At 65.6% G+C, this 18605-nt stretch carries 15 protein-coding genes; 7 read left to right on the top strand and 8 right to left on the bottom strand.

Translation table 11 applies throughout. The features are described from left to right. Window positions 1–44: 44 nt before the first annotated feature. The 4 genes from polA to AC56LW_RS06470 all read left to right on the top strand — a co-directional run bounded on the left by polA (window position 45) and on the right by AC56LW_RS06470 (window position 7692). Window positions 45–2819 (top strand): DNA polymerase I, encoded by a 2775-nt coding sequence (gene polA, locus AC56LW_RS06455; RefSeq protein ID WP_499632966.1) that lies wholly within the window; start codon window positions 45–47, stop codon window positions 2817–2819. A 95-nt stretch (window positions 2820–2914) separates the two neighbouring features. Then, window positions 2915–5851 carry a hybrid sensor histidine kinase/response regulator gene (locus tag AC56LW_RS06460; protein WP_499632969.1) on the top strand — a complete coding sequence of 979 codons (2937 nt, stop codon included), beginning with the start codon at window positions 2915–2917 and terminating at the stop codon, window positions 5849–5851. A gap of 69 nt (window positions 5852–5920) precedes the next feature. Then, on the top strand, window positions 5921–6805 hold the full coding sequence (locus tag AC56LW_RS06465) for a dienelactone hydrolase family protein (RefSeq protein ID WP_499632972.1): 885 nt from the start codon (window positions 5921–5923) through the stop codon (window positions 6803–6805). A 188-nt stretch (window positions 6806–6993) separates the two neighbouring features. After that, window positions 6994–7692 carry a ZIP family metal transporter gene (locus AC56LW_RS06470; protein ID WP_332532643.1) on the top strand — a complete coding sequence of 233 codons (699 nt, stop codon included), beginning with the start codon at window positions 6994–6996 and terminating at the stop codon, window positions 7690–7692. Window positions 7693–7756: 64 nt separating this feature from the next. Here AC56LW_RS06470 and AC56LW_RS06475 read toward each other — a convergent pair whose 3' ends face one another. The 3 genes from AC56LW_RS06475 to AC56LW_RS06485 all read right to left on the bottom strand — a co-directional run bounded on the left by AC56LW_RS06475 (window position 7757) and on the right by AC56LW_RS06485 (window position 10878). Next, entirely contained in the window at window positions 7757–8611 is an 855-nt protein-coding gene (locus AC56LW_RS06475) for a sulfurtransferase (RefSeq protein WP_499632975.1), read from the bottom strand. Between the two features lie 10 nt (window positions 8612–8621). After that, window positions 8622–9542 (bottom strand): DMT family transporter, encoded by a 921-nt coding sequence (locus AC56LW_RS06480; protein ID WP_499632977.1) that lies wholly within the window; start codon window positions 9540–9542, stop codon window positions 8622–8624. A 235-nt stretch (window positions 9543–9777) separates the two neighbouring features. Beyond that, on the bottom strand, window positions 9778–10878 hold the full coding sequence (locus AC56LW_RS06485; protein ID WP_499632979.1) for an aromatic ring-hydroxylating oxygenase subunit alpha: 1101 nt from the start codon (window positions 10876–10878) through the stop codon (window positions 9778–9780). A 331-nt stretch (window positions 10879–11209) separates the two neighbouring features. Here AC56LW_RS06485 and AC56LW_RS06490 point away from each other — a divergent pair, with 331 nt between their 5' ends. Genes AC56LW_RS06490 through dxs form a run of 3 tightly spaced genes read left to right on the top strand, consistent with a single transcriptional unit; the run spans window position 11210 to window position 14241 of the window. Next, window positions 11210–11476 (top strand): exodeoxyribonuclease VII small subunit, encoded by a 267-nt coding sequence (locus AC56LW_RS06490; RefSeq protein WP_258836625.1) that lies wholly within the window; start codon window positions 11210–11212, stop codon window positions 11474–11476. Next, window positions 11473–12366, top strand: a complete 894-nt coding sequence (locus tag AC56LW_RS06495) for a polyprenyl synthetase family protein (protein WP_499500885.1) — start codon at window positions 11473–11475, stop codon at window positions 12364–12366. Before AC56LW_RS06490 ends, AC56LW_RS06495 begins: the two co-directional genes overlap by 4 nt. After that, entirely contained in the window at window positions 12367–14241 is a 1875-nt protein-coding gene (gene dxs / locus AC56LW_RS06500; protein WP_499632981.1) for a 1-deoxy-D-xylulose-5-phosphate synthase, read from the top strand. 78 nt (window positions 14242–14319) lie between these two features. Here dxs and AC56LW_RS06505 read toward each other — a convergent pair whose 3' ends face one another. From AC56LW_RS06505 to AC56LW_RS06525, 5 genes are all read right to left on the bottom strand, one after another. Further along, window positions 14320–15243, bottom strand: coding sequence for a hypothetical protein (locus tag AC56LW_RS06505; RefSeq protein WP_499632983.1), 924 nt, complete (start codon window positions 15241–15243; stop codon window positions 14320–14322). A gap of 129 nt (window positions 15244–15372) precedes the next feature. Beyond that, the gene (locus AC56LW_RS06510; protein ID WP_499632985.1) at window positions 15373–16050 is read right to left on the bottom strand and encodes a TorF family putative porin; all 678 of its coding nucleotides are present in this window, start codon (window positions 16048–16050) and stop codon (window positions 15373–15375) included. Further along, a complete protein-coding gene (locus tag AC56LW_RS06515; RefSeq protein ID WP_499632987.1) occupies window positions 16002–17267 on the bottom strand; it encodes a S8 family peptidase in 1266 nt (421 codons plus the stop codon). Before AC56LW_RS06515 ends, AC56LW_RS06510 begins: the two co-directional genes overlap by 49 nt. Next, complete coding sequence (locus tag AC56LW_RS06520; RefSeq protein ID WP_499632989.1) at window positions 17264–17935, bottom strand: zf-HC2 domain-containing protein; 672 nt, start codon at window positions 17933–17935, stop codon at window positions 17264–17266. Before AC56LW_RS06520 ends, AC56LW_RS06515 begins: the two co-directional genes overlap by 4 nt. Further along, window positions 17932–18525: an RNA polymerase sigma factor gene (locus tag AC56LW_RS06525; protein WP_499632991.1), complete on the bottom strand. Its 594-nt coding sequence runs from the start codon at window positions 18523–18525 to the stop codon at window positions 17932–17934. The genes AC56LW_RS06520 and AC56LW_RS06525 overlap by 4 nt, the downstream gene beginning before the upstream one ends. Between the last annotated feature and the right edge of the window lie 80 nt (window positions 18526–18605).

Genomic DNA, 18605 nt, shown 5'->3' on the forward strand with positions numbered 1-18605 from the left:
TGGCGCCACCCTGACGCCGCATGCTTACCTGATTTTCGCCCCCTATGGACAATACCCTTCTGCTCGTCGACGGTTCCAGCTATCTCTACCGCGCCTTCCATGCATTGCCCGACCTGAGGAGCCCGGACGGCTTCCCGACCGGCGCCATGCACGGCATGGTCAATATGCTGCGCCGCCTGCGTGCCGATTTCCCGGCCGCCTACATTGCCTGCGTGTTCGATGCCAAGGGCAAGACCTTCCGCGATGACCTGTATCCCGAGTACAAAGCCACGCGCGCGTCGATGCCGGAAGACCTGGGCAAGCAGATCGAGCCGATCCACGAAGTGGTGCGGCTCATGGGCTGGCCGATCCTGATGGTCGACGGCGTCGAGGCCGATGACGTGATCGGCACGCTGGCCGTGCAGGCCACCGCGCGCGGCATGAAGACGGTCGTCTCCACCGGCGACAAGGACCTGGCCCAGCTCGTCAACGACAAGGTCATGCTGATCAACACTATGAGCAACGAGCGCCTGGACGACGCCGGCGTGCTGGCCAAGTTCGGCGTGCCACCGAACCGCATCATCGATTACCTGACGCTCGTCGGCGACACCGTCGACAACGTGCCGGGCGTGCCCAAGTGCGGTCCGAAAACAGCGGTCAAGTGGCTCACGCTGCACGGCTCGCTCGATGGCGTGATGGAAAACGCCGGCAGTATCGGCGGCGCCGTGGGCGAGAACCTGCGCGCGGCGCTCGACTGGCTGCCGAAAGGCCGCGAGCTGATCACCGTGAAAACCGACTGCGACCTGGTCAAGCACGTGGTGTCGTTCGAAGAAACGCTGGTGGGCCGGCCCGAAAATGCCGACGCGCTGCGCGAATTCTTCAGCCGCTACGGCTTCAAGACGATGCTGCGCGACCTGGGCGGCGCCAAAGCCGGCGACGGCAGCGTGCGCCCGGCAGCCGGCAGTGCGCCGGGCGGCGGTCCGCTCAATTCGCCGGAAGGCGCGCAGGCCACGCTCGATGGCATGCCGGTCATCAAGGGCGAGTACGAAACGATTCTGACTGACGCGCAGCTCGACACGTGGCTGGCGCTGATCGACGCGGCCACCTTGACGTCGGTCGACACCGAAACCACATCGCTCGATCCGATGACGGCGCAGATGGTGGGCATTTCGCTGTCGGTCGAACCGGGCAAGGGCGCCTACATCCCGCTGGCGCACCGCTACGCCGGCGCGCCTGACCAGCTCGAGCGCGAACACGTGCTGGAAAAGATGCGCGCCTGGCTGGAAAATCCGGCCAAGCCCAAGCTCGGCCAGAACCTCAAGTACGACATGCACATCTTCGCCAACCATGGCATCGCCCTGAAGGGCATCGTGCATGACACGCTGCTGCAGTCGTATGTGTTCGAGTCGCACAAGCCGCACGACATGGACACGATGGCCATGCGCCACCTGGGCTACACGACGATTCCGTTCGTGGACGTGTGCGGCAAGGGCGTCAACCAGATCTGCTTCGACCAGGTCGAACTGGGCCGCGCCACCGAGTACGCGGCCGAGGATTCCGACATCACGCTGCGCCTGCACGGGTCGATGCTGCCGCACGTCGAAGCCGACAAGGGCCTGACGTACATCTACCGCGACATCGAGATGCCGACGATGGAAGTGCTGCACAAGATCGAGCGCAACGGCGTGCTGATCGACAGCGACCTGCTGGGCGTGCAATCGAACGAACTGGGCAAGCGCATGCTCGAACTCGAGCAGCAGGCGTACGAGCTGGCCGGCGGCCCGTTCAACCTGGGTTCGCCAAAGCAAATTGGCGAGATCTTCTTTGTTAAACTCGGCCTGCCGGTGATCAAGAAGACCGCCACCGGGGCGGCGTCGACCGACGAAGAAGTGCTGCAGAAGCTGGCCGAGGATTATCCGCTGCCGAAGATCCTGCTCGAGCACCGCGGCATGTCCAAGCTGAAGTCGACCTATACCGACAAGCTGCCGAAGATGGTCAACGCCAGCACGGGGCGTGTGCACACCAATTATTCGCAGGCGGTGGCAATCACGGGGCGCTTGTCGTCCAATGAGCCGAACCTGCAGAACATCCCGGTGCGCAACGCCGAAGGGCGCCGTATCCGCGAAGCCTTCATCGCGCCGCCGGGCAGCGTGATCGTCTCGGCCGACTATTCGCAGATCGAACTGCGCATCATGGCGCATATCTCGGGCGACGCGGCAATGCTCAAGGCCTTTGCCGATGGCGAAGACATCCACCGCGCGACGGCCGCCGAGATCTTCGGCATCCCGCCCGCGGACGTGCAGAGCGAGCAGCGCCGCTATGCCAAGGTCATCAACTTTGGCCTGATCTACGGCATGAGCGCCTTTGGCCTGGCGGCCAACCTGAACATCGAACGGGGCGCGGCGGCCAATTATATTGAACGCTATTTCGCGCGCTTCTCGGGCGTGAAGCAGTACATGGACGAGACGCGCCTGCAGGCCAAGGCACGCGGCTATGTCGAAACGGTGTTTGGCCGCCGCCTGTGGCTGCCCGAGATTAATTCGCCGAACGGCCCGCGCCGCGCCGGCGCCGAACGTGCGGCGATCAATGCGCCGATGCAGGGCACGGCAGCCGACCTGATCAAGCTGGCGATGATCGCCGTGCAGAACTGGCTTGAAACCGAACAACTTGGCACGCGCATGATCATGCAGGTGCACGATGAACTGGTGCTCGAGGTGCCGCAGGCTGAACTGGAACTGGTGCGCGTGAAGCTGCCCGAACTGATGGCCGGCGTGGCAACGCTGAAGGTGCCGCTGGTGGCCGAAACGGGCGTCGGCGAAAACTGGGAAAAGGCACACTGAACCGTGGGGTGGACGGCTACGCTGTCCACGCGTTGACCCACAAAATCCGTTACAGAACGCGTATTTTTCTCGCAATTTATATGTGAGAATAAGTGATGTTTACGCAACCTGACTACGCGGCACTGTTCGCGGCCTCGCCGTATCCTTACCTGCTCATCAACCGGGATTTCACCATCATTGGTGCAAATCCCGCGTATCTGGAATCGACCGGGCGCACGGCGCAGCAGATCGTCGGCCAGCATATCTTCGAGGCGTTTCCGGCCGATCCGAACGACCCCGCCTCGACCAATGTCGACGAGGTACGCCGATCGATCGAACAAGCTTTTGCGACGAAGCAGCCGCACACCAGCGCGCTGCTGCGGTATGCGGTACCGCGCGAGACGCCCGGCGGGCACGTGTTCGGCGAGCGTTGCTGGAGCGCGATTCACACGCCGGTGTTCGATGCCGCCGGCGAAGTCGCGTTCGTGGCGCAAAACGCCATCGATGTCACGGATCTGTACCGCTTCGACGCCGCCACCGGTGCGTACCATCTCAGGCAGGGCGCGCATGCGGTGCCCGACATGCCGCAGATGAACCGGCCGCAGATGCACGAGGCGATGACGCGCATCCTGAACCTGGAGCGCAGCCAGTTGCAGACGATGTTCAACCAGGCGCCGAGCTTCATCGCGGTGCTTACCGGCCCAGATCATGTCTTCGAGATGGCCAACGAAGCGTATTACCAGCTGGTCGGGCGCCGGGAGCTGATCGGCAAACCCTTGCTCGACGCGTTGCCCGAGCTGGTGGCGCAGGGCGTGCGCCGCGTATTCGACGGCGTTTTCGCCAGCGGCAAGCCGGTCGTGCTGCGCGATTCATTGATCTCGCTCCAGCGCCGGCCCGACAGCCGGCTGGAACACCGCTACGTCGATCTGCTGTGCCAGCCGATCTTCGGCCACGAAGGGCACGTGACGGGCATCTTTGCCCAGGGCAGCGATGTCACCGAGGCCTATCATGCGGCGCAGGCGCTGTTCGAAAAAGTCCAGCAGCTCGAAGAGGTCCGTGAGAACCAGACCTTCCAGCTTGCCCTGGCCGACCGCATCCGTCAGCTCGCCGACCCCGATGATGTGACCGAGGCAGCCTGCGAGCTGCTGGGCCGCGCCCTGCAGGCGTCGCGCGTCCTGTATGCGCAGATCGACGACGCCGCCGGCACCGTTGCGATCGTGCGCGACTGGACCGCCCAGGGCGTGGCGAGCCTGGCCGGCAAGGTCATGGTCATGGACGATTTCGGCCCGCCGATGATCGCCGCGCTGCGCGCCGGCCAGACTGTCGTCAACCACGATGTCGCGCAGGACAGCCGCACTGCGGGCAATACCGGCATCTATGCGCAGATCGGCGTCGGCGCCGACCTGCTGGTCCCGTACATCAAGGCCGGCAAGATGCGGGTCGTGCTGACGGTGCAGAATGCCACGGCGCGCCGCTGGCGCGAGGCAGAGATACGGATGGCGCAGGAGACCGCCGAGCGCACCTGGTCGGCGGTCGAAGCGGCGCGCGCGCACGCCGCGCTGCGCCGTGAACGCGACCAGAGCCAGAGCATCTTCGACAGCATGGGCGAGGGCTTCGCGGTGCTGGACAAAAACTGGAACATCCTGCGCATGAACGCCGAAGGCCTGCGCCTGACCCAGCGCCGCGCCGAAGATGTCATCGGCCACAACCACTGGGAAGTCTGGCCCGAACTGCGCGCTACCCCGGCCGACGCGGTGTTCCAGCGCGTGATGAGCACCGGCGCCCCCGGGATTCTCGAGCTGGCCCACCGCATGCCGGACGGGCGCCAGGCATGGATCGAAACGCGCACCCACCGCTCGCTCGATGGAGGCATCGCGTTCTTCTTCCGCGATGTCACCGAGCGCCGCGAAGCGCAAGAGCAGCTCACTGCCGCCGACCGGCGCAAGGATGAATTCCTGGCGATGCTGGCGCACGAGCTGCGCAATCCGCTCGCACCCATCGGCGCGGCCGCCGACCTGCTGCAACGGGCGCGGCTCGATGAAGCGCAGGTGCGCAAGACCAGCCAAGTCATCGGGCGCCAGGTGCGCCACATGACGAGCCTCGTCGACGATCTGCTCGACGTCTCGCGCGTCACGCGCGGCCTGGTGGCGTTGCACACCGAGCGCCTGGACATCCGGCATATCGTGAACGACGCGATCGAGCAGGTCACGCCCCTGATCCACGCCCGCCGCCATCACCTGGCGCTCGAATTGCCGCCGCAAGCGCCGCTGGTCGAAGGCGATCACAAACGCCTGGTGCAGGTGCTGGCCAACCTGCTCAGCAATGCGGCAAAGTACACGCCCGAAGGTGGCCACATCACCTTGAGCACCGAAGTGCGCGCCACGCACGTGCTGCTGCGGGTAGCCGACGACGGCATCGGCATGGCGCCCGAACTGGTCGCGCGGGCGTTCGAGCTGTTTTCGCAGGCCGAGCGCTCGTCCGACCGGTCGCTGGGCGGGCTGGGGCTGGGCCTGGCGCTGGTGAAAAGCCTGGTCGGCCTGCATCATGGCAGCGTCGCCTGCGAGAGTGCGGGGCAGGGCAAGGGCAGCACCTTCACGGTGTGCCTGCCGCGCCTGGACAGTGAGGTCGCGGCCGCAGGCACTCCGGCCGCCGGCCCGGTGAGCGCGCCGTCGCCGTCGGACCATCTTCGCATCATGGTGGTGGACGACAACGTGGACGCGGCGACGATGCTTGCGCTGCTGCTCGAATCGAACGGGCACGAGGTGCGCGTCGAGCATGCCGCGTTGCCGGCGCTGGCCGCGGCCGAGCACGCGGCGCCGCATGTGTACCTGCTCGATATCGGCCTGCCCGACCTCGATGGCATCGAACTGGCACGGCGCCTGCGCGCCCGCGCCAATGCGCAGCGCGCGGTGCTGGTGGCGATCACCGGCTACGGCCAGGAGCAGGATCGCGCGCGCACTGCGGCCGCCGGCTTCAACCACCATCTGGTCAAGCCGGTCGACATGCAGAAGCTGTACGCAATCCTCGATGAAGTGGTGCCTGCGCACACGTAGCACCGTGCGCGCCCGGTGCAGGCGATGCTAAACTCGCAAGCCTGTCCACCACTGATCGAAGGGATGACCATGAAAGACCTCGTCAACGACGCCGGCAGTCTGCTCGGCGCGAGCGCATACACCGATGGCGTCGGGCGCCGCGACTTCATCCGGGCCGCCATTGGCACCGGTTTTGCCGCCAGCGCGCTGCCAGTCATGGCGCAGACCCAGATCCAGACCGATACCGACGGCCTTGACGCCGGCGACACCATCCTCGTCATCGACGGCCAGGACGTGCCGGTCTATCGCGCCCAGCCCAAGGGCAAGACGGGCGTGCCGGTGATCCTGGTGATCTCCGAGATCTTCGGTGTGCACGAATACATCAAGGACGTGGTGCGCCGCTTCGCCAAGCAGGGTTACATGGCAATTGCGCCCGACCTGTTCGTGCGCCAGGGCGACGCGACCAAGGCCCCGAGCACGGCCGAGCTGATGAAGAACATCGTCTCAAAGACGCCCGATGCACAGGTGATGTCGGATCTCGATCGCGTGGTTGACTGGGCCAAGCAGCGCGGCGGCGACACCGAGAAACTGGGCATCACCGGTTTTTGCTGGGGCGGCCGCATCACCTGGCTGTACGCGGCGCATAACCTCAAGGTCAAGGCGGGCGTCGCCTGGTACGGCCGCCTGGTGGGCGAAGCGACCGCCACGTCGCCCAAGCACCCGATCGATTTTGCCCAGAACCTGAAAGTGCCGGTGTTGGGCCTGTACGGCGCGAAGGACACCGGCATCCCGGTCGAATCGGTACAGCGCATGCAGGCCGCGCTCGACAAGGGCAACAGCCGCTCGACGATCCACGTCTATCCGGAGTCGGGCCACGCCTTCCATGCCGACTACCGCCCGATGTACAACGCGGCGGATGCGCAGGATGGCTGGAACCGCGCGCTGGCGTGGTTTGCCAAATACGGCGTCGCCTGATGTAGCAAGCGCCGCCTTGGACGAGGGCAGGCCGGGAGCGGTACAATGCCCGGTTTGCGGCTCGTCGCACGTACAGAACAAGAGGCCTTCAAATCGACCCGTTTTCAGCCCCATTCATCGACCCGACCCTGCGCTCGATCCTGCTCGCGACGCTCGTCGCCGGCGTCGTCAGCATCTCCGGGGCTGCCATTTTCTCGTTTGCCCTGCTGTCGAAAGTGGTGGAAAAGATGGTCAGCCTGTCGGTCGGCATCATGCTGGCCACATCGCTGCTGCACGCGCTGCCGGAAGCATTCGATTCGGGCGCCGATACCCGCAGCCTGTTCGCCACGCTGCTGGGCGGCTTGCTGACCTTCTTTTTGCTGGAAAAGGTGGCCCTGCTGCGCCACTCGCACCACCACGAAGGCGATGGCCACCACCACGCCCACGGGCACGATGCGCGTGAAGCCGGCAAGGCCGGCTGGATGATCCTGCTCGGCGACGGCATGCACAATTTCACCGACGGCATCCTGATCGCCGCAGCCTTCCTGGCCAATCCGGAGCTGGGAATCGTCACCGCGCTGGCGATCGTCGCCCATGAAATCCCGCAGGAGATCGGCGACTTCATCGTGCTGCTCAATGCCGGTTTCTCGCGACTGCGCGCCTATGTGTTCAACCTGCTGTGCAGTCTGATGGCGGTGGCGGGGGGCTTGCTGGGGTATTACACGCTGGACCGGGCCAGCGGCCTGATTCCGTACGTGCTGGTGTTTGCGTCGTCAGGGTTCATCTATATTGCGGTCAGCGACCTGATGCCGCAGATGCAGCGGCGCTCGACGTTGCGCGAGTCGATCCCGCAGGTGGTGCTGATCGGGCTGGGCGTGGCGATCGTCTTCGCGTTGCACGCGTTCTGATGTCAGCATGATGCGCATGGCGTAGGGTGGACGGCTCCGCCGTCCACGCGTCGACGGTTGAGAATTATGCCGTGCCTTTGGCCACCGGCCGCGCGGGATCGCCGACCCACTCGCTCCACGACCCCGGATACAACGCCGCGCCCGGCAAGCCTGCCACTTCCAGTGCCAGCAGATTGTGGCAGGCGGTTACGCCGGAGCCGCACTGCATGATGGCTGCGGCAGGGTCGTCAATCAGCACACTGAATTCCTCGCGCAGCTGCGCGGCATCCTTGAAACGCCCGTCAGGCCCCAGGTTGTCCTTGAAGAAGCGGTTCTTCGCGCCGGGAATATGGCCGCCCACCGGATCGATGGTCTCGTTCTCTCCACGATAGCGGTCGGCTGCGCGGGCATCGATCACGATCCGTTTGCCGCTTTCCAGATTGCCCAGCACCTCACGCACCGTCACGGTCGGCATGAACGGCGTCCTCACGCTGAACGAACCGCGCGGCCTGGTGCGCACCTCGGTCGTCAACGGCTGCCCGGCAGCCTCCCACGCGGCCAGCCCGCCATCGAGTACCGCCACCGCCTCGTGCCCCAGCCAGCGCAGCAGCCACCACAGGCGCGCCGCGAACATGCCGCCGTGCGCGTCATACGCCACCACTTGCGTGGTGTCGTCGATGCCGAAGTCGCGCAGGGCTTCGGCCAGCACTTCCCGGTCGGGCAGCGGATGCCGGCCAAGGAACACGCCGTCGGCGCCGTTCTTTGCACCCGACAGCACCGTCTCGATATCGGCAAACACCGCGCCTGGCAGGTGGCCGCTCGCGTAAGCGCCACGGCCGGCGGCCAGGTTCATCAGGTCGTGGCGGCAATCGACGACGACCCAGGCCGGGTCGTCGATGTGCGCGGCCAGGTCGGCGGCAGAAATCAGGGTCTGGTGCATGACGGTTCCTTTACGTTTCGCTGGCGATCGGATCGGTGTCCTTGACGACGGCGCCGCGCGCCGTCTTGCGGGTATTGTAGAACGTTGCGGCCACGCCCGACACCAGGATCACGCCCACGCCCAGCCAGACATGCCAGTCGAACGTGTCGCCCCACAGCAGCAGACCCCACAGGCACGAGAACACGATGCCGGTGTACTGCAGGTTGGCCACCACCAGCACCTTGCCGACGCGGTAGGCGCGGGTCATCGCCATCTGCGCCATCAGCGCTGCGCCGCCGATCCCGGCCAGCAGCAGCAGGCTGTATGGCGTATGCGCGTGGAACACGGCGCCCTGTGGTCCGTCGCCGGCCAGCGTGGCCAGCAGGCCCACGACCGCGGTGGTGAGCGAAAAGAAGAACACGACGCGGTATTCGGGTTCGCCCAGCAGACCCAGTTTGCGCACCTGCATATACGCTGCCGCCGACACCACCGACGAACACACGCCGGCCAGTGCGCCGAGCCACTGCCGGCTTTCGATCGCCGGCTGCAGCACCATCGTCACGCCAAAGAAGCTCATGCCGATGGCGATGACCAGCGGCCATTCGGCGTGCTTGGTGCGGGTCCACCAGCCCAGCGCGAACATCCAGGCCGCGATCCAGATCGGGGCCATGTAGTTCAGCGTCATGGCCGTGGCCAGCGGCAGGCGGCCGATGGCGAAGAACCACATCCACAGGGCGGTCACGCCGACGAAGCTGCGGATCAGGTGCGATTTGGCGAACGGCGTCCTGAACGTGCCGCCACGGTGGCGCACCATCGCCAGCAGGATGACGGTGCCGATCAGGCCGCGGTACATCAGCAGTTCGGACGTGGAGTAGAACTCGGAGGCGAGCTTGACGCCCGCGCCCATCGCGGCGAACGCGAAGCTGGCGAACAGCATCCAGAGTGAAGCCATGGTATTCCCAATAAAAAAAGGAGGGGCAGCCGACTGGCCACACCCTCCGCAGCGCTGCGTGTCACGACACGGCTAGGGAAGCACTGATCTATTCTGGGGGATGGAATTGGCTGCGGAAAAAGCCGCCATGCAAGGCGCAAATCGCAGCAATAGCGAGCTATTGCGAGAATTTGCAACGCTGCAGGGTGGCTATTTTCCGCGCCAAGTCCGCCTCCATGAATTAATCAGTGCTTCCCTACAGCGCCATCTTGCTGCGATACCACTCATGGAAGTGCTGCATGCCGTCTTCCATGGGCGACTGGTAGGGACCGACTTCGTTGACGCCGCGCGCCACCAGGATCTTGCGGCCAGCGTCCATGCGCAGGCCGATTTCATCGTCCTCGACCGCCGTTTCCATGTACGCGGCGCGTTCGGCCTCGACGAATTCGCGCTCGAACAGCACGATCTCTTCGGGGTAGTAGAACTCGACCACGTTGCGCGTCTTGTCCGGGCCATCGGGCCACAGTGTCGACACCACCAGCACGTGCGGATACCACTCGACCATGATATTCGGGTAGAGCGTGAGCCAGATCGCGCCGTACTTCGGCGGCGCGCCGTTGTTGAACTTGAGGATCTGCTCCTGCCAGCGTTTGTAGGCAGGCGAACCGGCCTTTTGCAGTGCGCGGTTCACGCCCACGGTCTGCACGCTGTAATCCTGGCCGAATTCCCATTTCAGGTCGTCGCACGAGACGAAGTTGCCCAGGCCCGGGTGGAACGGTTCGACGTGGTAATCCTCGAGGTAGACCTCAATGAAGGTCTTCCAGTTGTAGTCGCACTGGTGCACTTCGACGTGGTCGAGCATGTAGCCCGAAAAATCGAGGTCTTTCGTCACCGACAGCTGGCCGAGCTTGTCCATCACGTTGTAGCCGTTCTGCTCGAACAGCAGCCCGTTCCAGTTCTGGAGCGGCGTCTTCGACAAATTCAGGCACGGGGTATCGGCAAAATGCGGCGCGCCGATCAGTTCACCCTTCAGGTCATAGGTCCAGCGGTGCAGTGGGCAGACGATGTTCGTCGCATTGCCGCGCCCATTGAACATGAGCGCCTGGCGATGACGGCAGACGTTGGACAGCACCTCGATGCCATTGGCGTTACGCACCAGCATACGGCCTTCGTGCTCGGCAGCGAGCGTGGCGAAGTCGCCCGTTTCGGGCACCATCAATTCATGGCCGACGTAGCGCGGGCCATTCACGAACAGCTGCTGCATCTCTTGTTTGAGCAGCGCCTCGTCAAAATACACAGTTACCGGAAGCTGCGCGTTGGATCGCGCCAGCTTGGCGTGGGTAGCCAGATCGGACATCCCAACCCCCCTTAAATAAGCATCCAAAGAAGAGAAAGAATCCAAAGACCAGTATTTAAGTAAAGGAATACGGTATTTCGGACAGAACCGGCGATTATACTTCGGAACGAGCTCTACCGTCTCGGTCCGGCGCGCGGCTGTTGTGCGCGCTGGTGGGGAAATTGCCTTCGTGGCATGATTTTCATGATGAGGGAGGGCTTGGCCCAATCGATGGACGGGGCTGCATGTTGCGAATGGTGCAATGTGCGCCCCCCGTGGTGTGGGATTGATCTAAAATACGCGATTGGATTGACCCACGGCGCACAACTGGACGCCCTTACGATACCGACCTATGGCAAAGAATATGACAGCGGGCAGCGCAGCAGCAGGGGCGGCGCCACCCGAATCCTTCGAGGGGGCGATGGCCGAACTGGCCCAGCTCGTGACACAGATGGAGTCCGGCGCCTTGCCGCTGGACGCCTCGGTCGCGGCGTATGCGCGCGGCTCCGAACTCGTCAAGTACTGCGCAGGGCAGCTCGAGAAAGTCGAGTCGCAGGTCAAGGTACTTGAAGGCGACATGCTCAAGCCGTTCTCGGGCGACGACGAGGGCGTGCAATGAGCGCGCTGGCGTTCGCCGACTGGACCCGCCAGGTCCAGCACGACGTCGAGGGTGCGCTCGACGCGTTCCTGCCAGCGGCCACCCAGGTGCCGCACAAGCTGCACGAAGCAATGCGCTACACGACGCTGGGCGGCGGCAAGCGCGTACGCCCGCTGCTGGCCTACGCCGCCGGCGCGCTGTTCGACGCCGACCCGGCCGCGCTCGCGCGGGTGGCCAGCGCCGTCGAAATGATCCACGTGTATTCGCTCGTGCACGACGACATGCCGTGCATGGACGACGACGCGCTGCGCCGTGGCAAGCCGACGGTGCACGTGGCCTACGACGAAGCGACCGCGCTGCTGGTGGGCGACACGCTGCAGGCGCAGGCCTTCACGGTGCTGGCCGAATGCGCCACCGTGCCGCCGGCGCGCCTGTTGACGATGGTGCGCCTGCTGGCCCAGGCTGCCGGCTCGAACGGCATGTGCGGCGGCCAGGCAATCGATCTCGACAGCGTGGGCCTGGCCCTGACGCGCGATGAACTCGAACGCATGCACCAGTTGAAAACGGGCGCCATGCTGCGCGTGTCGGTGCTGCTTGGCGCGCTCGCGGGCCGCGACCTGACGCCACTCGAAGTCGAGGCCCTGAACGCCTATTCGGCCGCAGTTGGCCTGGCGTTCCAGGTGGTCGACGATGTACTTGATGCGACCGCCGATTCGGCCACGCTGGGCAAGACCGCCGGCAAGGACGCGGCCGACAACAAGCCGACCTATGTGTCGATCCTCGGCCTGGCGCCTTCGCGCGACCTGGCAGAGCAATTGCGGCGTGACGCGCATGACGCGCTGGCGCCATTCGGAGAACAAGCACAGCGGCTGCGTGAACTGGCAGACCTGATCGTGCAGCGGAAGGCCTAAATGAACCTGCTAGACAATATCAACGACCCGTCCGACCTGCGCAAGCTGCCGCGCACCCAGCTCACGCCACTGGCCAAGGAGCTGCGCCAGTTCCTGCTCGAGTCGGTTTCGAAAACAGGCGGCCACCTGTCGTCCAACCTGGGCACGGTCGAACTGACCATCGCGCTGCACTATGTGTACGACACGCCGCGCGACCGCATCGTCTGGGACGTCGGCCACCAGACCTATTCGCACAAGATCCTGACGGGTCGCCGCGGCCGCATGCCGTCGCTGCGCCAGTTGAACGGCCTGTCGGGCTTCCCGAAGCGCGACGAAAGCGAGTACGACACGTTCGGCACCGCCCACTCGTCGACCTCGATCTCGGCGGCACTCGGCATGGCCGCAGCGGCCAAGATCAAGGGTGAAGACCGCCACGCCATCGCCGTCATTGGCGACGGCTCCATGACCGCCGGCATGGCGTTCGAGGCGCTGAACAATGCAGGCGTCGAAGACGACGTGAACCTGCTGGTCATCCTGAACGACAACGACATGTCGATCTCGCCGCCGGTCGGCGCGCTCAATCGCTACCTGGCGCGCCTGCTGTCGGGCCAGTTCTACGCCGCTGCCAAGAACGTCGGCAAGAGCGTGCTGCCGGCCCCCGTGCTCGACCTGGCGCGCAAGCTCGAAGAACATGCGAAGGGCATGGTGGTTCCGGCCACGATGTTCGAGGAATTCGGCTTCAATTACATCGGCCCGATCGACGGCCATGACCTCGAATCCCTGATCCCGACGCTGGAAAACATCAAGAAGCTCAAGGGCCCGCAGTTCCTGCACGTGGTGACCAAGAAGGGCCAGGGCTACAAGCTGGCCGAGGCCGAGCCGATCTTGTACCACGGCACCGGCAAGTTCAATCACCTCGAAGGCATCAAGCCGGCCACCGCGCCGGGCAAGATCACCTACACCGAAGTCTTCGGCAACTGGCTGTGCGACATGGCAGCGGCCGATCAGCGCCTGGTCGGCATCACGCCGGCAATGCGCGAAGGCTCGGGCATGGTCCGCTTCCACCAGGAATACCCGCAGCGCTACTTCGACGTCGGCATCGCCGAGCAGCATTCGGTGACCTTCGCGGCCGGTATGGCCACCGAAGGCGTCAAGCCCGTGCTGGCGATCTACTCGACGTTCCTGCAGCGCGGTTACGACCAGCTGATCCACGACGTGGCGCTGCAGAACCTCGACGTGACCTTTGCGCTGGACCGCGCGGGCCTCGTTGGCGCCGATGGCGCAACCCACGCCGGCAACTACGACCTGGCCTACCTGCGCTGCATCCCGAACATGGTCGTCATGGCCGCGTCGGACGAAAACGAATGCCGCCAGATGCTCACCACGGCTTACCACTATCCGGGCCCGGCGGCCGTGCGCTATCCGCGCGGCGCCGGTGTCGGCACGCCAATCGTCGAGGCCTTGAACTCGATCGAGATCGGCAAGGGCGAAGTACGCCGCAGCGGCAAGAACATCGCGATCCTGGCGTTCGGTTCGATGGTCTCGCACAGCATCCTGGCCGGCGACGAACTCGATGCGACGGTCGCGAACATGCGCTTCGTGAAGCCGCTGGACGTCGACCTGGTCAAGCGTCTGGCGCAGGAACACGACCTGATCGTGACGGTGGAAGAGGGCTGCATCATGGGCGGCGCGGGCGCTGCCGTGATGGAAGCGATGGCCGCTGCCGGCATCGCCAAGCCGGTGCTCAATCTGGGCTTGCCGGATACCTTCATCGACCAGGGCGATCCGGTGGCGCTGCTGTCGTCAGTGGGTCTGGACGCCAAGGGCATCGCGGCATCGATCCGCGCGCGCTTGTCGGGGGCTGGTGAACCGCGCCTGGTGGTGAACAACGGCTGACGCAGTTTCTGCGCGGCTTGACGCAAAAAAGGGCTGGCGATCGACGCCAGCCCTTTTTTTATCCCGTCTGTTTGACGGTTATTGCGCCTGGCGCGGCTTGAGGCGGTCGGCTTCGGCGACCGGGAACGGCGCGCCCAGGACAACGGCGCCGCCGCGGGTGCGGTTCCGTGCCTGGCACTTGTGCGTGCAGGCGGTGGCTGGTGGCGCCACTTCGACGGCATCCTCGCCCATCACCTGACCCATGCGTCCGCCGCTGGCGACGGACCATTGCGACACGCCGCCGCAATGCTGGACCCTGGCCACGTCGCCCGTGCGGGTGACGATATTGTTGGTGCATAGCGGTTCGGCGATGCGGTCGGCGAACTGCGGGCTGTCGCGGCCGACGAATTTCGCCGCATAGTCGTTGCCAAAATTGATGCGCGGCGTGACGGTCAGCGTGGTGTCCTTGAAGGGCACGGTATCGCCTTCGCGGTTACGGAAATTGCGGTTGTCGAAGTAGAAAGCGCTTTGCGCCAGCTTGTGCGTAAACACCGTCTTGGTTTCGTCGCTGCGCTCGACTTCCATCTGGAACAGGCCACCGGTGGCGCAATCCTTGGCCTGGATCTTCATCGTGACGCCCGGCCCGCTGCGGGTCAGCACGATGTCGGCCGAACTGCTCAATTCGACGCTGACAGCGCCGTTCAGGACCAGGCCCCGATGGTCGGGCATCTTGCTGTCGAAGACGGGCGTTGCCTTGCCACCCGTGATGTCTTCCTTGTTGGTAGCGCCGGTCAGCGTGTAATTGAGGATGCCGAACGAGGCGGCATCGACATCGAACTGGACGTAGCGGCCCTGTACCCGGAACACCGATGTCACGGCGCCCGGCGCGACCGACACCGTTTGCGCGCCGCGTTTGCCCAGTACCGTGAAGCCGCCGCTCTCGCAGCCGGCCGAATCTGCTGCGTACGCAGCGTGCGCAGTCATCAACAGGCCCATGCCGCAAGCCACCATCCAATTTTTCATGCTGTTCTCCATTGTCGGAACGTGGCGCCCGATGCGCTGGTGTTCTGAACCGTTAATACCCTGGTGTGCGGCCAGGGTTCAATGAAGATCAATAAATTTTTTCAAGCGGTGCTGATAAGCGGGGACGTGTCAGAAATGGTAGCTGGCGCTGGCCGTGAATGCACGTGGCTTCGGGAAGTCAGGCAGGTAAGTCCGCCAGCGCGCCTGCCAGCCGGCCTGCAGCGTGACATCGCCAACGTCGGTCACGAGCGCAATGCGCACGTCGGCGCTGTCCCTGGCCGCGACGCCGTCATAGGCGAACGGATGCAGCACACCGACGTGGGCGGCCAGGCGCACTGTGTCGGAAAGGGGATAGGCGCCGCTCAGGTCGAGGTAGACGCTGCGCCCCTCGCCATAGTAGGCGGGCGAATAGAACAGGCGCACGCTGGCGCGTTGCAGCGCCACGCCGGCATAGAACTCGTGGTAATTGCGGCGGCCATCGCGCAGATAGGTGTTGCGCGTGATGCCCGCATCCCATGACAGCGTCGACGTCAGCCTGCGGGCCCTGCCGGCATAGGCAGTCAGCTGGCCCTGCGTGCGATTGTCCAGCGTGACGGGCGCCGCGAAGGCGCCGCCGTACCAGCCTGCGGCGGTGTCGTGCTCCACCCGCAATTGCAGCGCAGGGCGCGTGTACAACGCGACGCCGCGGCCGGCATACTCAGAGACCAGCGTCAGGTCGCCACTGGTCTGGGCGCATGCGTCCTTGTACGGCGGCAGGGTCAGCGCAAGCGCAAGGAGGATGGTGCCGTGGCGACGGTCGAAGTACATAGGCAGACGCAGGTGTCAGCTGCCCGTGACAGGGCGGCACATGCGTCAATGTTACCACCCGTCCGCACTGTCATGGCGCCGTCCGCCTGGCGCCGCAGCGTCTGTGCGACCGTGCCCGGCTGGCGCTCGGCCAGCAGCGCCGCGAGGCCAGCCACGTGCGCCGCCGCGTACGACGAACCGGACACCATGTGCCAGCGACGGCCCGGCGCGCAGGTCGGGATGTCGGTGCCGGGTGCGTACACCAGCGTTGATGACGCCAGGTGCCGGTCGCCCGGCCGCGCGACCCCGATCACGCCTGGCAGCGCAGCCGGGAAGCCGCCATCGGGCAGGCGCGGGTCGGCCGCCGCCACCACGATCACGCCGCGCGCGAGCGCCGCCTGCAGCAACGCTTGCAGCAGGCGGTCGGCTGGCCCGGCCAGGCTCAGGTTGATGATCCGGGCGCCGTTTTCAAGCGCATAGTTGATTGCCTTGCCCAGCGTGAGGCTGTTGCAGCGCGCGGGTCGCGCACCGGTTTCCCAGCAGGCGCGCAGGGCCATCAGTTTGACACCCGGCGCCACGCCGGCGATGCCCGCGCCATTGCCAGCCAGTGCGCCGATGATGCCAGCGACTGCCGTGCCATGGACCTCGGCGACATCGCCGGTCTCGTCGACGAAGTTGCGGCGCACCCTGATGCGTCCGGCCAGATCGGGGTGGTCGGCATCGACACCGCTGTCGATCACCGCGACGCTCACGTTGCGCCCCGTGCTGACACGGTGCAGGTCGGTCAGGTGCCAGTCGTGGCCCGCTGGCTGCAGCGGGTAGAGCGGATCGCCGCCGTCCTGTGCCTGGAAATCGGCCAGCGGCTGGGCCCATGCGACGCGCGCATCGTGCGCCAGCGCGGCCACCACGCGCTCGATCGGGGCGTCATCGGATTCTTCCATCACGAAGCAGTCGACGCCGATGGCCGGCATCGGCCAGCTGTCGAGCAGGCGCAGACCATGGGCAGCGGCGATGTCATTCGCCACGCGGCGGCGCGCGGCGCTGCCGCCATCCTTCAGGTAACCGCCGCCGTACGACGCATCGGGGCGAAAGTGCTGGGCCGGCAGGCGCAGCATCACGAGCACCTGGCGCCGCGCGGCTTGCAACAGCGGGTCCGCATGGTCCTGTGCGTGCGCCGGCGTGCCCGCCAGGCCGAGCAGGGCGGCAAGCAGCGCCGCCCATGCGAGCAGGCGCTTCATGGGCCGGCCTGAACGCCGAGCGGCTCGGCCAGCGTGACGGCCGATTCGGTGCGCAGGCGCGCCGCGACGTCGGCCGGTGCTTGCGCGCTGCCCAGCATCCACGCGCCCGTGACCGTCGGACCGCCGACGATGTGCGCGCCGCTGGCCGTCACGATGCGGCGCAGTTCATGTTCCGGCGTGTCCGGTTTGAAGGTCACCGCGACGATGCTGTCGGCGCCGGCCTCGGCGCCGAGCACGCGGTAGGCGTCGTCCTGCACCGCCACCTGCGCCGCCATCTGCGTGTCGCCGGACGCGCGCAGCAGCAGCGCGCCCAGCACGACAATGGCGCAGAACTGCAGGCCCACGGCGGCGCGCAGCCAGCGCCCGTCATTCGCGGCAAGGCGCGTGCGCCAGCCGGGGATGACGGGCGCCGCATCCGTCGGCGCCACCGCATCGAGCTGCGGCAGCAGGCGCGCGAACGCCTTGTCCACGTCCAGGCCTGGCGGCGGCAGGTCGGGGACATCCTGCAGTGTGTAAAGCGCATCAAGATCGGCGCGGCATGTGACGCAGGTATCGAGGTGCGCCTGGACGCGCCGCAGCTCCGCACCGTCGAGGCGACCGTTGGCCAGCCAGGGCAGCAGGTCCTGCGCCTCGCGGTGCGCCCCCGCGCGATCAGGCAGGTGGGTCATGACCGCACCCCGATCTGGCCTTCCAGCAGCACGGCCAGGCGCTTGCGGGCATGGAACAGGCGGGTTTTGATGGTATTCACTGGGCACTCCATGATCTCGGCAATCTCTGTGTAACTCATGTCATGATAAAAAGTCAGCTGGAACGCAGTACGCTGCGCCAGCGGCAATTGGGCCAGCGCCGCATGCACGGCACCGGTCAGCTGCAGTTGCGTCAGTTGCCAGTCGGGCCGGTCGGCCTCGATGCCTTCGCGTTCATCGATGCCGGCATCGACCGGCTCGTCCAGCGCCTGCAGGCTTTTGCAGGCACGCCGGTAGGCAATGGCAAAAATCCACGTCGAGACCTTGCTGCTGCCATTGAACGTCGCCGCCTTGCGCCAGACCACCAGCAGCGTGTCGTTGACGATTTCCTCGATCAGTGGCGTGCTGCGCGTCATGCGCTGCAGGAAGCGCACCAGCCGCGGGTGGTAGGCCCGGTACAGCGTTTCGAAGGCGCGCCGGTCGCCGGCTGCGATACGCTCGACGAGTCCCGCTTCATCCTGCTCCGTGAGCGCCACGGCCGGCCTGGCGTCAAATCCTCGTTCCACCCACATCCTCTCGTTCTTCTACGGTAGATACCCCGCCACGCCGAAAAGGTTCATGGCGTCGTCACGATTGTCGAATGGGGCACGCT

It is taken from the genome of Telluria sp. LT2P80 (assembly GCF_059685955.1).